Raw genomic sequence first — 14,894 nt, forward strand, 5'->3', positions numbered from 1 at the left:
GTCGGCGGTCCCGATCCGGCGACGGTGCCTCGGGGCACCGTCCCGGACTGGGACGCTCGGTTAGACTGACGTAACGCTAAGCAGGAGCCGTGCCGCTCTCGGCCTGGCCGAGGGTGGGCGCAGTCGTCGGGGCTTTCCAAGTCGCGGCCGCGGCGAGGGTATGGACGAAAAGAGCATCCCGGGCGGCGGCCGGAGTCAGGTCGTGATCGGTCTTGGCGACGAAGTTCAGCCGGACCTCGGGCATGCGGCCGAGCCACCGGCCGCGCGCGCCGAAATGACGCGCCAGCTCTTCGAGGCCGGCGTCGTCCTCGCTGAACACGATGTCGACCGGCACGCCGCGCCGATGCAGCTTTGCCATCAGGTCCCGGGCCGCGCGGGTCTCAGCGGAGGGAATGAAGCCGCGCGCGCGGGCCGCCAGCCGCTTGGTCAGCTCGAGCGCCAGGGGCAGCAGGGGCCGCTCGCCGGTCAGCAACTTGGTCCAGGCGCGCCGGTCCCAGAGCTTTGCGACATAGCTGGAGGCAATCGCATAGCTGGAGGCGATCGCCTGCTCGACCGTTTCGCCTTCACGCCAGACGAAGCGCTGAATATTGACCAGCACCACGCCGCCGATGCGATCGTCGTCGGCGGCCGTGTGCAGCGCCAGGTGGGCGCCGCTGCAACTGCCCATCATGGCGATCGACCGGTAGCCGCTGGCGTCGAGCAGGTCGACCGCGGCGCCGACCTCGGGGGCGAGCGCGGGATTGTAGAGGACGGCGTCGATCGTATCGGCCGCATCGGGCCGGTCGACCCCGTCGCCGACCCCGCCGAGATCCATCCGGAACGAGGCGATGCCCTGGGCCGCCAGCCGGCGCGCGAGGCTGACGCCGCCCCGTGCCCAGCCGACATGGGAGTTGCGCCCGGCATTGACGATGAGCAGCACCGGGCCGGAGGCGCTGGCCGCCGCGGGCCGGCACATGACGCCGAACAGCCGGCCGCCCGGGCCGAAGGTCGAGGCCTCCTCGATGAAATCGCCGCCCGTCAATATCGCGGGCGCCGGGGCACCGGTGAAACGCGTGCCGGGATCGGACAGGGTCCCGAGCCAGGCGACGACGCGGTCGAAAGCGGCACGCGGCGTCACGGCCATGGTCGGGCTCAGCGCGATGCCGTCGAAGCCGGCGGCATCTTCCAGGGTGACCGGGGCCGCGGTCCACGCCGCCGCGAGGGCGGCGGCGTCCTGCGCGCCCTTGCGGCGCAGGACGAGCGTCGGCACCGTCGGGGTGACCATCTTGGAGGCATCGAGGGTGCGCAGGGCCTCCAGCGTCGCCGTGCTGGTCAGAAGGCCGCCGATCAGCAGGCCGTCGGGCGTCGACGTCGCGTCGGGATCGAGGCGGGCGCCTTCCGCGACCGCGCGCGCCGTGACGGCGAGCTCACGGGCATAGCCGCGGCCGCGCACCACGGGGTCGAGCAGCACGAGGCCGGCGAGATTGTCGATGCCGGGCGCGGCACGCACCGCCAGCAGGGCGCCGAAGCGCAGCCCGACGACGACCGTGCCGGTTGTCCCGGTCTGGGTCGACAGCAGCTTCGCCGCGGCGGCGATGCTGCGGGTCCAGGCCTCGATGCGATCCGGATCGGCGTCGCTGCCGAGCGAGTCGCCGGTGCCGGGCAAATCGAAGCGCAGGCAGGCATGGCCGGAGGCGGCGATCGCATCGGCGAGCAGGCGCAGGCTCTTGGTCGCGGCGAGCGCCTCCAGGCCATGCGGCGGCACGATCACAACGCCGAGCCCCGAAATCGAGGCCCCGCGCGCGGGGTGGATCTTGGCCATCACGCCGTCGAAACTCACGGGGATCATGAAGCGTCCCCATAGGCGACGGAATGACTGTTGAGGGCGCGAACCCGCCCTCGCGGAACAGCCTCTACGTGGCCGGCAGTCAGTCGGATCAGCCGGCTCTCGCCGGGCACCAGGCAGAAACCCTGGTCGTCGGCCTGGAAATGGTCGTCGTCAATGGTGACGAAGCGGGCGAAACGATCGGTGGAAAGCCGGAGCGTCGGGCCGTCGGCCTGCACGACGATCTCGGCCTTGAGGCCAATGTCGCGCGGCGCGGCAGCCCGGCCGGGCAGCACGTGGACGGCTTCGGCGACGATCATGCCGGCCGCATCGACGAGGCGCGCGACGGTGGCGTCATGGGCCGGCGGGCCGAAACGATAGGCGTGGGTGATGTCGAAGAAGCGGCCGATCAGCGCGTCGCTGGACAGGCTCGTCGCGGTGCGGGGGCCAAGGGTCAGCGCCGCTTCGGTCTTGACCAGGGGATGCACGGCCTCGCCATAACAGGCGAGCCGGAGCGTCAGGTCCCGTGCCGTCGCCGTCTCATTGACCAGATGGATGCCGAAGCCGTTGAGCCCCTCGTCGGTGAGCCCGACATGAACCGGGCGGAACGCCCGTTTCAGCGCGAAATAGGTCGATTTCGGCTCGCCCGCCGCGTCGATCACGCCCCAGCCGGCGCCCGGCGCGAGGTCGTTCAGGAACCAGACGAGCCCGCCGGCGCAGGAGGAGCCGGACCGCCGCCATTCGGCGAAGACCGCCTCCATCACCTCGGCGGGCGCGGCCCGGCCGATGTCGAGATAGCGTTCGGGCTCGTCGTCGCGCAGGGTTGCGGGATCGCAGCCCGCGATCAGGCCGACATAGTGATCGCGGGTGTCCTCGAAATCCCAGTCGGCGCCGGCGTCGCGCGGCACGCCGGCCTTCCAGCCGAGATCGCCCGGTGCCCGGACCGCCGAGGCGCGCAGCCGCGCCGGGCTCGGCAGGTTGGCGAAGGCGAGGCATTCCGAGGCGAAACGCACCTCGGCGCGGCGGGCATCCTCGATCGGCCGGCAATAGGCGCCGACGCCGAAATAATGGGTCACGCCTTCATTGGCGGTGAAGGGCAGGGGGCCGCCCCAGGGCGTGTGCGGTACGTAGATCGCCTGGCCGGCGAGCTCGGCGGCAAGCCCGGGGAACAGCGTGTCGAACAGCGGGTTGGCTGCCTGCGCCGGCGTCAGGCCGAGCATGACCGCCTGCTGGGCGATCTCGCTGCCGCCGCAGACGATCGCGGCCGATGGCGAGGCCTGCAGCCGGCCGAGCAACTGGCGCGCCTCCGCTTCGACCAGGCGGACGAAAGCGGGATCGGCGGCCGGATAATCGAAATTGGCGAAAGGCAGGTCGTGCCAGACCAGGATGCCGAGCGCGTCGCAGGCGTCGTGAAAGGCCTGGGATGCCGGCACCGTGGTGCCGGAGATGCGCAGCATGTTCATGCCGGCATCGCGCGCCAGCGTCAGAAGCGGCAGGAGATCGCCGGCGCCGGGCGTGACCGGATCGGGCGGCATCCAGGAGGCGCCGCGGCAGAACACCGGCTCACCATTGACGACCAGCGCGAAACCCCGGCCGTCGGGGCCGCGATCGCATTCGAGCGAGCGGAAGCCGACGCGGCCAAGAGCGATGCCGGTCTCGCCGACACGGATGGCGGCGTCGTGCAGGGCCGGTTCGCCGTGGGTATGCGGCCACCACGGCGCGATGCCGTCGAGCTCGAGGCGGCCGGAAAACCGGTCCGCTGCGATACGGTCGAGCATGATGCTGGCGCCGGCGCAGGTCAGTTCGACCGGCGTCTCGATGGCCTGGTCGAAGCCGACCGCAATGTCGAGAACGCCGCGGGAGCCTTCGAGCCGCGGCACGAGGTCGAGGCTGGTGACCCGGAACGGCGCGCGGCGCGCGACACAGGTGACGGCGCGCCAGGGGCCGATGGTGGCGACCGGTGGCGCCCAGCCGGGCATGTGGCCGAGCGCGGTGGTGCGGATCAGGCGCAGGGTTCCCGGCGTGATCATCATGGGCCGCCAGCGGGGGCGGGGGCCCTTGGCCGCGGCCAGCGCCGGGTTCAGGGCCTTGAAACGGATCGCCAGGGCGTGCCGGCCGGTGCCGGTAAAATCGATCTCGTGGCGCAGGAACATCGATTCCGAGGTCAATATGCTCCGGCCGTCGAGAAACACCTCGGCCAGCGTCGCAAGGCCTTCGAAACACAGGGTCTGCGGCCCGCTCGCGGCAAAGGAGGTGCGGTACCAGACGTCGTGGTCGTCGAGGACGCCGGGCGCGTCGAGCGACCAGCGGCCCGCGGCGCGCAAGGCTTCGGCCGCGGTGCCCGGCACTGTCGCCGGCAGCCAGCCGGTCAGGCTCTCGGCTTCGTCCGGTGTCGTCGCCGCATCGGGCGGGCTGAGCGCCATCGTCCAGCCGGTCTCCAGCGCGGCGACCTCGTCGCCGGATATGCCGCGAACAACAGCCATGCCGCGCCTAGGATGCCGCTCGAACCGGAGCGCGGGTCTCTGGAGAGGAAGCGAAGCGGAAGATCCCGGAGATTTCGCCGATCAGCCGGTCGTAGTCGCGGGCGAGCGTCTCCAGGGCCGGATCGAGCCCGTCGAAACGCTTGCGGGCCAGCGCCCGCGCCAGCAGGAACTGGAAGGTCTTGGCGGCGGTGGTCATGCGGTCGCAAAGGCCGATCGCCTCGCCGAGGCCGGCAATGCCGGTGCCGCCGAGCCAGGCCAGGTGCGCGCCGGCCAGTGCGATATTGGCGCCGAACTGGCGGGCCGTGTTGAACGCATAGGGATGGAACGAGCAGGGCGGCTCGGTCGCAAGCCGGGCGAGATCGCGGGGCAGCGCCGCGCGATAGGCATCGATCGGATTGGTCGCCGGCCGCCGGGCCCAGTGGCCGGCAAGGCGCTGAACGGCGGCGTCGCGCAAGGCGGCGCCGGTCAGGCCGGGGCCGATCACCTTGACGAATTCGACATAGGGCGGAAGCACCGGCTGCGGCACCGATCCGAAGCCGAACATGGCCTCGACATCGGCGCCCTCGGCTTCGAAATAGCCGGCATTGTGAAAATAGCCGAGCCTGACCGGGGCCCGTTCGAACCGGTTCACCGCGATGGTGGTCTTGGAATGGTCGGTCTTGTAGGTGACGCCGCGGGTATCGGGCAGGAAATGGGCGTCGACCTCGATCAGCACCAGCCGGCCGCGCGCCAGCTGCTCGTCGATATGGTCGACCAGCGGCCGATAGATCGACAGTTCCTGGACGTCGAGGCCGAACAGGGTTTCGAGATCGGCCGTCGCCATCTTGAAGAAGGTGAACTGGTCGCCCTCGAAATCCTGAGCCAGGGTCATGCCGAGGCCGGCCGCCGGCTCGCGGCCGAGCGTGTGCAGGATCTCGACGAACAGGTCGGTATGGCAATTGGTCTCCGGCCAGTGATTGGCCGGATCGTGCAGCGGATGCCGCATGTAGGTTCCGGGATCGAGCGACGGGAAGACCGGAGCCATGATCAGCCCCAGAGTGCTTTGCGCACGCCCGCCGGCCAGGTTTTGACGTCGGTGCCGTGATGCTTCAGCAGCGCCAGGATGACCCGCTCATGGCCGAAGCCGACGCAGGCCGTGTGGGCGGTCTCGGGGCCCGCGGTTTCCAGCCCGAAGGTCTTGCCGAAATGGTCCTGGTGATAGTTGAAGCTGAGACAGGCGGTCGGATTGGCCTCGCTTTCGATCGGGATCAAAAGCTCGAATTTCAGCCGCTGGTCGCGCTGGTTGACCGCCAGCATCTTGCCGGTGCGGCCGAAGAACGGATCGTTGGCGACATCGACCGCGAAAGGCAGGCCGATTTCGGCGATCAGCTTCTGGCCGCGATCCAGCCAGTCGGCCCGGAACGCCGTGACCTGGTCCGGGGTGCCCATGCGGACGAATTCGCGCATGCGGAACATCTGCTGGCGCGCCGGGTCGCGCGACGGCTCATGGCGGAAGCAGTAGGACATGAGGTCGTAGAGGCGGCCCTCGGCCGGCAGCGTGCCGCGCTTGGCGGCGGTCGGATAGAGCGGATAGCAGGCGGCCGGCGTCAGCACGACCTCGCTCGCCGTCTGGCCCTTGGTCCAGTCGCCCTTGGCCTCGATGGTCTGCATGAGATCGAGATGGGCGGCGCCGTCGCCATGGAAGCAGTGGATGGTGCCGGCGAGCTGCGGGAAGCTCTTCATGTAGCCGGAACGCTCGAACACCGCCCGGCTCATCGCCGGCGGAAAGCGAACGACCTCGGCATTGTCGGTGCCGGCATAGCGGGTGACCAGGTTCTGGAACCCGTCACCGATCTCCTCGAACAGGCCGGAGCGGCCGTAGATGCCGTCGACGCCAGTTTCGATCAGCAGGCCCTTGTCGAACAATTCGTCGAGAAATCCGGTCGCGGCCAGCATTTTCAGCCCTCCAGGTCGGCATCGAGCCGAGACATCAGCAACATGGTCGAGGTGTTCGCCATGATGCGGTCATTGGCGATCATCAGGGGCGCGGACAGGATGTCGCGCAAATGGCGGCCGACCGCGAAAGGCGTGTCGTTCTTGTAGCCCTGGATGCCGATAATGGTCAGGGCTTGCTGAACGATGCCGACGGCTTTCTCGGAGGCCTGTACCTTGACGGCATTCATGGCGATGGCGAAGGCCATGGAATTCAACTCGTCGTCGTGGTGGCGGGCCCGCTCGAACCGGGCGATGCCGTCGCGCACCAGCGCCTTCAGGCTGGCGAGTTCGGCCGCCGCGGCGGCAAGCCGGACCGCCCCGGGCGGCGCCACCGTCGGTGCCTTGCGGGCGGCGGCGCGGACGAAGGCCTGCGCCTTCGACAGGGCACCGGCGGCGATGCCGAACCAGAGGCCGGACCAGAACAGGTGGGAACTCGCCAGCATGCTCTGGGCGGCGATCTCGGCGAAGGGTTTGGGAAAAACCTGCACGGCGGGCACCCGCGCCTTCAGCTTGAAGCCGTGCGAGGTGGTGCCGCGCATGCCGAGCGTATCCCAGGTCGAGGTCTGCTGGAGGTCGGCCTGGGCCCGCTCGATGACCAGCAGGACCTGGTCGGACGAGGCCGCCTCCGGCGCGCGCCGGGCGGTGGCGAGAATGGCGTCCGCATCGAGCGCATAGGAGATGACGATGGCGTCCTTCTCCAGCGTGACGTGGTCGCCGTCGGGCACGACCGAGCAGACCGAGTTGCGCAGGTCGCCGCCGATGCCGGCTTCCGAGGTGGAAGAGGCGAGCAGCAACTGGTCGCGCGCCAGGCGGGTCATGAAGTCGCGGTGCCAGGCGCTGGCGCCGCCATGATGGACGAGGCTCGCCGTCTTGATCTGGTGCATGGCGAAAACCATGCCGGCCGCCGAGCAGGCGGCGCCGAGCAAGGTGCAGAGCTCGGCGATCTCGCCGAAATCGGCGCCCTCGCCGCCACAATCGCGGGGCACCATGATGCCGAGCAGGCGCTGGGCGCGCATCGCCTCGACCGCTTCGCGCGGGAAGCGGGCGTCGCGGTCGACCTGATCGGCTGCCTCCGCGGCAATCGCCGCGACGGTCTTCATGCGGGCAGCGAGCGTCGTTGCGCTGCGAACGCCCTCGGAACCGGCCGCGTCGAGCATGGTCAATTCTCCGCCCGTTCGGCGACAAGCTCTTTCAAGGCGGCACTGATGGACGAAACGGACGAGAACAGCTTGCGGTTCAGCATCCGCTCGGGAAATTCGATGTCGAAGGCTTCCTCGAGTGCCAGCATGAGCTGCACCGAGCCAAACGACGTCATGCCGGCCTCGTAGAGGTCGGAGGTATCGGTCAGGCTGTCGATGCCGGCGGGCAGCTCGACGGTCCTGGCGATGATGCTGCGGATCTCTGTCGTCATGTCGGACGGTCCCCTTCGAGCCCATCCCCGTTCCTGAGGGGATGAATAGGCGCAATTTTAGCAATTAAGCAATTGCCGATTGCCGGTATGGTTATCTCGCTGACCCACAGGCAGGCTGAGAGTCCGCCTCGATGCACTCAAGCATGCCGGTGATCTCGGTCGAAGAACGACTTTACCGGGAAATATATACTCGTTCGTTTACCGCGTTGACGTCGGTGGCGTTGACGGCGCTTGCGGTGCGCAGATCAGGCCGACCGCGGAAGCGGCGAAGCCTTCGAGATCGCCGATCTCGGCGCCGATGCGCGCCCTGACGGCAAGCGTATCGAAAATGGCGCCGCCCAGCCGGGCGCGGGCCGCCGGCGACGGCTCGGCGGCGAGCTCGCCCGCCGCGACCGCCCTGACAAAAGCCCGCCGCAGCGCGTCTTCGTTCCCCGCGATGAAGCTCGCGGCGGCTTTCGCGATATCCGGATGGGTCGGCGCCTCCACCGAGGCGGTTCCCACGATCATGCAGCCCTGGGCGCGCGGCGGCGCGGTATAGAGGCGGATCGCTGCCCGATAGAGCCGGTTCAGGCGCTCCTCGATCGGGCCGTCGCCCGCCATGATCGCGTCGATCCCGGCGACGCTCTGCATGCCGTAATGGGTGAGCACGGCGAGATAGAGCTGCTCCTTGTTGCCGAAGGCGGCGTAGAGGCTCGGCCGGTTGAGGCCGGCGGCCTTGGCGAGGTCGTCGACCGAGGCCGCCGAGAACCCCTTTTCCAGGAACACCGCGCGGACGCGAGTGAGCACCTCGGCCTCCGTGAAGGAGCGCGGTCGGCCCGGGGGGCGCTTCATATGTTTTGTACTGTCTTGCATAAAATCACTTGACGCTCTCGCGATCGGGCGCTCTAGTTATGTACCGTATCGCATAAAACTCAGGGAGGTCACCATGCACCTTTACGCTTCACCCATGGCCTGCTCGCTCGCCTCGCACATCACCGTCCTGGAAGCCGGGCTGTCGGTGACGGTGCACTATGTCGACACCAACGCCAAGCTGACCGATGACGGCGAGGATTATTGGAGCATTTCGCCGAATGGCTATGTGCCGGCGCTGCGGCTCGCCTCAGGCGAGGTGCTGAACGAGGGTCCTTCGGTCCTGCAATATCTGGCCGATCAGAAACCCGATGCGAAACTCGCGCCGGCCTGGGGCACGACCGCGCGCTACCAGCTGATCGACGTGCTGAACTATCTGTCGACCGAAGTGCACAAGCGCGTCTTCAGCCCGCTGCTCGCGACCAAGTCGCCGGAGGCGGTCAAGGAGCGGGCGAAGACGCTGCTCACACCGACGCTCGACGCCATCGCGCGCCGGCTCGGCGAGCGCGACTATCTCATTGGCGACAGCTTTACCGTTGCCGACGCCTATCTGGTGGTGCTGCTCAACTGGTACCGCCATGTCGGCACCGACCTGAGGCAATGGCCCGCCGTCGCGGCCTATCACAAGCGGCAGCTGGCGCGGCCGACGGTCGCAGCTGCGGTGGCGCAGGAATGGGCCGAGCACCAGCGTCGCGCGGCGTGAAGTTTGATTGATTTTCTGGTGCGAAGGGCCGCTCCGGCCGGGCGGCCCTTTGCTTGCCGGATGGCGCGTGCCTTCGGGATCTCGGCTTGGCCCCAAGTCCCGGCCTCTCTCAAACAGGGGCTCGGGGGGGCCTGGCCAAGCCCATTGCGATTGCCAACCCTCGCGCTATCTTTTTTGTGGGATAGTGCGGGGCGGCTTGGCGCGCCGTATCGCCTGTCACGTGTCTATTGTTCCTTCGAAGAATCCGCGCGGTGCATCGATGACGAAAAGGCCCGCTGCGACCTGGCGGATGACAGACGCGCTCGCAACCAAACTACGATCGCTCGAAGGCAAGGCGCGGGTGCGTCATTTCGCGGAAGGTGACCAGCTTTATCGGCAGGACGAGGTCAACATTCACTTCTATTTCGTGAAGTCGGGACTTGTCCAAGTGTCGATCTTCAGGCGTGACGGGACCGAGGTCGTGCTGGAAAACATGGGGCCCAACACCGTGTGCGGTGAAGGCGCCGCGTTCGATGGATTACCGAGATTTTCGACGGCCGTTGCGGTTCAACCGACAGAAGCGCTCGAGTTCGATGCGGCAAAGCTGGAGTTTCTCATTCGAGAGGATCCGGAGTTCGCTCTGGCCATGCTCCGGCTGACCAGCTTGAAGCAGCGCGTTCTCGCGCTGCGGTTGGAACATCTCGTCTCGAACGATCCGGAGGAGCGCATACTCGAACTGCTCAGGCGGCTCAGTCGGATGTTTGCCGTCGATCACGCGCGAGGCCGAAAGATTCTGACGCACCTCACCCACGAACAGATCGCTTCGATGACGGGTACCTCCCGCGTGACCGTCACGCGGACGCTTGGCCGGTTGCGCGACAAGGGAAAGCTGTCCGTCGAGGATGGTTTCACGATCCTCGCCAAGAACCTCGACGTTTGAGGCGCTGCTCATCCCGTCCACCAGAGATCGTCGATGCGTTGTTCGGCGCCCTGGCCGGGTTCATCATAGGGAAGGCGGGCATATTTGCCGCCATGGTAGAGCAGCGGCGCTGCCGCGGTCACCGGACCGAACATCTCTTCGATCCTGCCTATGAGGATGCGGTGGTCGCCGCCGGGATGTTCCGCAACGAGCCGGCAGCGGAAGGTGGCGTTGGCCCCCTCGATCCAGGGCACGCATTCGGTTTCCCGCCAGCGCCAGGTCGGCGCTGGAAGCGGTCTGCCCGCATGATGTGTCGAGACATCCTGCTGATCCCCCGCAAGCAGGTTGACCGAGAACGTGCCGACATTGGCGATCCGCCTTGCCGTCGCGCTGGTCAGGGAAGCGCAAAATAGCAGCAGTGGGGGGTCGAGGCTCACCGGCGTGAGGGAATTGACCGTCATGCCGGTCGGACCCGTTTCCCCCCCGACCGCGATCAAGGTCACGCCGGTCGTCAGCCTTCGGAACAGCATCCGAAAGTCCTGGGTGGTTTCCCGGTTCATGTCGACGATCTCCGCAAGCTGGGCCGTTCAGAGACCCGGTTTTACGATCAACAACCTGTCCACGACTGTATCCAGCAGCACAAAGCAGCCGATGTATACGCAGATACAGCGCAGCGCGACGCAACAGTGCGACGGTGGAGACGTCACGACAACCGTGAGGGGGCACATGACCATGATCACGAGGCGCGCGGCCGTATCGTTGAGTATATCCACGCTGCTTTCCGCCAAAGCCACGGCAATCTTCGGTTCTCGTTCGGCGATTGCTCAGGAGAAACCGGAACTCCGCATCGCCGCGATCATCGCCGTGACGGGACAGGCATCGGCACTCGGAGCGCCCGAGCGGAACGCCGTGGAGCTGTTCGACAAGACATGGTCGAACCGCCAGGACCTTCCCTTCAAGATCAAGGTCATTTCATACGACGACGGATCGGACCCGACAAAGTCGGTCAGCCTGACGCGCAAGGCGATCGAGGAAGACAGGGCCCACGTCGTGGTGGGCTGTACGACGACGCCGAGTTCCATGGCCATCATCGACACGGTGAACGCCGCCAGGATCACGATGATCTCGATGGCCTCATCGGCAAACATCGTCGAGCCGGCGAGTGCGCGTCCGTTCACCTTCAAGACGCCGACGTCCGACAAGCTCATGCTCCAGCGCACGCTCGACTATATGAAGCGCCAGGGCATCAAGAAAATCGGGTTCTTCGGTCTCGAGGATGCATATGGCGAAAATGGGCTCAAGGAGCTTCAGAGCGTCGCCAAGGAAGTCGGCATCGAGCTTGTCGCTGCCGAGCGGTTCGCCCGTCAGGACACCAATTTCACGCCGCAGGCGTTGCGATTGAGACAGGCTGGACTGGATGCCGTGTACATTCACGCCATCCCGCCATCGGCCAATCTTTCTCATGAGGCCCTGAAGAGGGTTGGGTTTACCGGGCCGATCTATCACGGTGCCGGTTCGTCGATTAACGCGTTCGTCGACATCGGCAAGGCGAGTGTCGAGGGCGCCATCGTCGGCGTCGGAGCGTTGAACGTCTACGATCAGATCAAGGCGGACAACCCTCTTCGCCCGGTGCTCGCGACGTTCGCCGAGCTCTACGACGGGGTGTACGGCAAAGGGAAAATGGACCTTTTTGCCGGCCAGTCGTGGGATGCGATGATGCTGGCCGTGAACGCCTATCGGAGCGCAACCGCCGCCGGCGCCAAGGTCGACGATCTGGCCGCGATGCGCGTGGCGATCAGGGACGCGATGGAGCGGACCAGGGAATGGCCGGGCGTCAACGGCGTCTTCAACATCACCCCGACCGACCATCTTGGCCTGGACAGGCGCTCGACTTTCCTGGCGCAGATCAGGGCAGGCAAGTTTGTCCTCATCGAGGAGTGACCCTTGCTCGACACGTTCCTATTCTTGCTGGCCGACGGCGTCACCAACGGTGCTGTCTACGGGCTGGTCGCGCTCAGCCTCATCGTGATTTATACGGTGACCCGCGTGGTGAACATCGCGCAGGGCGAATATGTGACGATAGGGGCGCTCTCGTTCGCGAGCGCGCTCTCGGGGGCGTTCAACGTATTGAGCGTCATCGTCGCTGGCGGACTCGCAGCGTTCGCGTTGAAGGACGTTGCAGATCGACGTTTGTCGGCTGCCCTCAGGGTCCGCATTATTCTCTCGCGGGCGCTGTGGATTTTGGCGGTGCTCGCCACCGCCTGGGCGGCCAGGCTTCTGCCGGGGTCCTATTGGCTCGCCGTCCTCACCTCGCTGGTGGCGACGGCTTCACTGGGAACGCTGGCGTATCGCTTGACCGTTGAGCCCGTGTCCGGTGCATCTCCGATTGTGCTCCTGATCGTCAGCGTCGGCGTCTACATGGTCTTTCATGGCACCGCCGTCATGATCTGGGGAGCGGAGCCGCGTTCCGTTCCGCCGGTCGTGGCTGGCGGCCTCACGCTGGGGCCCGTCTTTGTCACCTATCAGAGCCTTTGGATCTGCGTGTCCTCAGTCGTCGCGATGATCGCGCTTTATCTCTTCTCGGAGAGAACGCTGGTCGGGCAGGCATTGCAGGCCACGGCGGTCAATAGGACCGGCGCCCAGCTCTGCGGTATTCCTGTCAGTGTGGCCGGTCAGCTCAGTTTCGCCATCGGGGCCGCGTTCAGCGCGCTTTCCGGCCTGCTGCTCGCGCCGCTGGTGACCGCGAACTACGACATGGGCTTTCCGATCGGCCTGAAGGCTTTTGTCGCGGCGGCTCTCGGCGGGATCGTCGAGTATCCCACGGCGCTGATCGGTGTCCTGCTGGTCGGACTGATCGAGTCGTTCTCCGCATTCCAGGTGAGCGCGTTTCGCGACGTCATCGTCTTTCTGATGGTGATCCCCATTCTGCTCTGGCGGAACGCCGTCCGCCCCCCCGAAGCGCACGAGCACTGACCATGATCCCGCCCCAGCCGGAAGCCTGGTCGTCCTGGCGGACGCCCGGCATCGCTTCGCTCGCCGTCGCGATTTGTCTTTTTGCGCTTGCCTGCGCCATCGCGGTTCTCAGCCCGCAATATAACGTGACGCTCCTCGTCACGGTGGGTCTGACAGCTCTCGCCGCGATGGGGTTGACGCTCCTGCTGATCGCCGGCCAGGTGTCGTTGGGCCAGGCCGCCTTCATGGCCATCGGGGCCTATGTCTCGGCGATTCTCGCCCGTGACACTGGCGTCCCTTCGATCCTTGCTCTCTTTCTCGGGGTCGCGACGACGGCGCTCGCCGGATTTGTCGTGGGTGCCGTCACCCTCCGGCTCAAGGGGCATTTTTTGCCCCTCGCGACGCTCGCGATCGGCATCGCGACCAGCGCCGCCATCGTCGCCGCCGGATGGTTGACGGGAGGCGCCTCAGGGTTTGGCCAGATTCCTCCGCTCGCGATCGGTTCGTTCGAGCTGGTGAACGAGCGCACATTCGCGATCGTGGTCTGGCTGATCGTCGTGACGGCGGGCGGTGGATTTTCGCGGCTGCTCTATAGCCGGACCGGGCGCGCCGTCGCCGCGCTAAAGGTCAATGCCGAGATGGCGGAAGTATTCGGCGTGACTGCCGCCCGCCTTCGGCTTCTGGTGTTTGTCGTCGCCGCCACGCTGGCGGGGCTTTCGGGCGGTCTATACGCTTTCTACTTCAAATTTCTCAGCCCGGCACCGTTCGGAATAACGTCGAGCGTGAATCTGCTGATCGCGTGCATCTTCGGTGGGATGTCCCATCCGTTTGGCGCGGTGCTCGGAGCGGCGGCGATCACTGCGCTCGAAATGATGTTGCAGAACACGGTGGCTCGCATGCTCGGATTGTCGGGACATGTCGAAATGATCGTATTCGGCATCGTGTTGATTGGCGTGTTGCTGCGCTGGCCAGGCGGCCTCTGGTCCGCGTTGCAACGCGTCTGGCCCGCATTCTCAGTGGCCCGGTCGAGCCGAAAAATCGAGCTGACGCCGTCCAGGCGTGGCGACCGGAATGAGAATCTGCTGACGGTAACGGCAATCGAGAAGAACTTCGGCGGAATAAAAGCGCTGCAAGGTGTCTCCTTCTCGGTCGGGCCCGACCAAATCGTCGGTCTGATCGGTCCCAACGGGGCGGGCAAGTCGACCACCTTCAATATCGCAACGGGCCTTCTCGAACCCTCCGAGGGCACTGTTCTTCTCATGGGGGCGCCGCCACCTCTGCAGGTTTCGGATCTCGTGCATCGCGGAGTTTCCCGCACGTTCCAGCATGTGCGGATCATGCCGGAGCGGACGGTGCTCGAGAACGTGGCCTTCGGCGCCTATGCTCAGGGGCGTTCCGGAATCATTTCCGGCATGTTCGGGTTCGACCGCGTCGAGGAAGCCGCGACGTTCGCGAAGGCCTGGCGCGCGCTGGAGATCGTGGAACTCGACGGGCTTGCCCATGAGCCAGCGTCGCGTCTGGCGATGGGACAAGCCAGGCTGGTCGAAATTGCACGCGCATTGATCAGTCAACCAAAGCTGCTCCTTCTGGACGAACCGGCGGCGGGCCTGCGCACAGGCGAAAAGCTCAAGCTCGTTACCTTGCTTCACCGTCTCAAGCGGGCAGGAATGTCGGTTCTTCTTGTCGAGCACGACATGGACCTGGTCATGAACTGTGTCGATCAAGTCGTCGTTCTCGATCGGGGCCAAGGTCTCATGACGGGCCATCCGGATGAGGTCCGTCGCGACGAGCGCGTTATCGCCGCTTATCTGGGGACCTGA

13 protein-coding genes are annotated in these 14,894 nt (G+C 66.4%); 5 read left to right on the forward strand and 8 right to left on the reverse strand.

The window, feature by feature from the left end:
• Positions 1-76: 76 nt before the first annotated feature.
• From AC07WJ_RS08750 to AC07WJ_RS08780, 7 genes are all read right to left on the reverse strand, one after another.
• Positions 77-1,828 (reverse strand): hypothetical protein, encoded by a 1,752-nt coding sequence (locus AC07WJ_RS08750; protein ID WP_494934174.1) that lies wholly within the window; start codon positions 1,826-1,828, stop codon positions 77-79.
• Positions 1,825-4,287, reverse strand: a complete 2,463-nt coding sequence (locus AC07WJ_RS08755; RefSeq protein ID WP_494934175.1) for a glycoside hydrolase family 2 protein — start codon at positions 4,285-4,287, stop codon at positions 1,825-1,827. Before AC07WJ_RS08755 ends, AC07WJ_RS08750 begins: the two co-directional genes overlap by 4 nt.
• A 7-nt stretch (positions 4,288-4,294) precedes the next feature.
• Positions 4,295-5,311 (reverse strand): DUF1839 family protein, encoded by a 1,017-nt coding sequence (locus AC07WJ_RS08760; protein ID WP_494934176.1) that lies wholly within the window; start codon positions 5,309-5,311, stop codon positions 4,295-4,297.
• 2 nt (positions 5,312-5,313) lie between these two features.
• Positions 5,314-6,222, reverse strand: coding sequence for an amino acid--[acyl-carrier-protein] ligase (locus AC07WJ_RS08765; RefSeq protein ID WP_494934177.1), 909 nt, complete (start codon positions 6,220-6,222; stop codon positions 5,314-5,316).
• A 2-nt stretch (positions 6,223-6,224) separates the two neighbouring features.
• Positions 6,225-7,418 (reverse strand): acyl-CoA dehydrogenase family protein, encoded by a 1,194-nt coding sequence (locus AC07WJ_RS08770; protein ID WP_494934178.1) that lies wholly within the window; start codon positions 7,416-7,418, stop codon positions 6,225-6,227.
• A gap of 2 nt (positions 7,419-7,420) precedes the next feature.
• Positions 7,421-7,672 carry an acyl carrier protein gene (locus AC07WJ_RS08775; RefSeq protein ID WP_494934179.1) on the reverse strand — a complete coding sequence of 84 codons (252 nt, stop codon included), beginning with the start codon at positions 7,670-7,672 and terminating at the stop codon, positions 7,421-7,423.
• A gap of 198 nt (positions 7,673-7,870) precedes the next feature.
• A complete protein-coding gene (locus tag AC07WJ_RS08780; RefSeq protein ID WP_494934180.1) occupies positions 7,871-8,458 on the reverse strand; it encodes a TetR/AcrR family transcriptional regulator in 588 nt (195 codons plus the stop codon).
• Between the two features lie 139 nt (positions 8,459-8,597).
• Between AC07WJ_RS08780 and AC07WJ_RS08785 the strand changes: the two genes are divergently transcribed.
• Positions 8,598-9,224 (forward strand): glutathione S-transferase C-terminal domain-containing protein, encoded by a 627-nt coding sequence (locus AC07WJ_RS08785; protein WP_494934181.1) that lies wholly within the window; start codon positions 8,598-8,600, stop codon positions 9,222-9,224.
• Between the two features lie 196 nt (positions 9,225-9,420).
• Positions 9,421-10,143, forward strand: a complete 723-nt coding sequence (locus tag AC07WJ_RS08790; protein WP_494934182.1) for a Crp/Fnr family transcriptional regulator — start codon at positions 9,421-9,423, stop codon at positions 10,141-10,143.
• 8 nt (positions 10,144-10,151) lie between these two features.
• Here AC07WJ_RS08790 and AC07WJ_RS08795 read toward each other — a convergent pair whose 3' ends face one another.
• Complete coding sequence (locus AC07WJ_RS08795; RefSeq protein WP_494934183.1) at positions 10,152-10,682, reverse strand: flavin reductase family protein; 531 nt, start codon at positions 10,680-10,682, stop codon at positions 10,152-10,154.
• A 166-nt stretch (positions 10,683-10,848) separates the two neighbouring features.
• Here AC07WJ_RS08795 and AC07WJ_RS08800 point away from each other — a divergent pair, with 166 nt between their 5' ends.
• From AC07WJ_RS08800 to AC07WJ_RS08810, 3 genes are read left to right on the forward strand one after another with little or no spacing between them, the layout of a single operon-like run.
• Complete coding sequence (locus tag AC07WJ_RS08800) at positions 10,849-12,063, forward strand: ABC transporter substrate-binding protein (protein WP_494934184.1); 1,215 nt, start codon at positions 10,849-10,851, stop codon at positions 12,061-12,063.
• A 3-nt stretch (positions 12,064-12,066) separates the two neighbouring features.
• On the forward strand, positions 12,067-13,095 hold the full coding sequence (locus tag AC07WJ_RS08805) for a branched-chain amino acid ABC transporter permease (RefSeq protein ID WP_494934185.1): 1,029 nt from the start codon (positions 12,067-12,069) through the stop codon (positions 13,093-13,095).
• 2 nt (positions 13,096-13,097) lie between these two features.
• Entirely contained in the window at positions 13,098-14,894 is a 1,797-nt protein-coding gene (locus AC07WJ_RS08810) for a branched-chain amino acid ABC transporter ATP-binding protein/permease (RefSeq protein WP_494934186.1), read from the forward strand.

Source organism: Phreatobacter sp. GW821-FHT04C01, assembly GCF_059420385.1.

Bases quoted from the DNA above. Each gene is read 5' to 3' on its own strand.
- AC07WJ_RS08800 (WP_494934184.1), top strand. From the start codon at position 10,849: ATGACCATGATCACGAGGCGCGCGGCCGTATCGTTGAGTATATCCACG.
- AC07WJ_RS08765 (WP_494934177.1), bottom strand. From the start codon at position 6,222: ATGCTGGCCGCGACCGGATTTCTCGACGAATTGTTCGACAAGGGCCTG.
- AC07WJ_RS08770 (WP_494934178.1), bottom strand. From the start codon at position 7,418: ATGCTCGACGCGGCCGGTTCCGAGGGCGTTCGCAGCGCAACGACGCTC.
- AC07WJ_RS08760 (WP_494934176.1), bottom strand. From the start codon at position 5,311: ATGGCTCCGGTCTTCCCGTCGCTCGATCCCGGAACCTACATGCGGCAT.
- AC07WJ_RS08810 (WP_494934186.1), top strand. From the start codon at position 13,098: ATGATCCCGCCCCAGCCGGAAGCCTGGTCGTCCTGGCGGACGCCCGGC.
- AC07WJ_RS08775 (WP_494934179.1), bottom strand. From the start codon at position 7,672: ATGACGACAGAGATCCGCAGCATCATCGCCAGGACCGTCGAGCTGCCC.
- AC07WJ_RS08755 (WP_494934175.1), bottom strand. From the start codon at position 4,287: ATGGCTGTTGTTCGCGGCATATCCGGCGACGAGGTCGCCGCGCTGGAG.
- AC07WJ_RS08785 (WP_494934181.1), top strand. From the start codon at position 8,598: ATGCACCTTTACGCTTCACCCATGGCCTGCTCGCTCGCCTCGCACATC.
- AC07WJ_RS08795 (WP_494934183.1), bottom strand. From the start codon at position 10,682: ATGAACCGGGAAACCACCCAGGACTTTCGGATGCTGTTCCGAAGGCTG.
- AC07WJ_RS08750 (WP_494934174.1), bottom strand. From the start codon at position 1,828: ATGATCCCCGTGAGTTTCGACGGCGTGATGGCCAAGATCCACCCCGCG.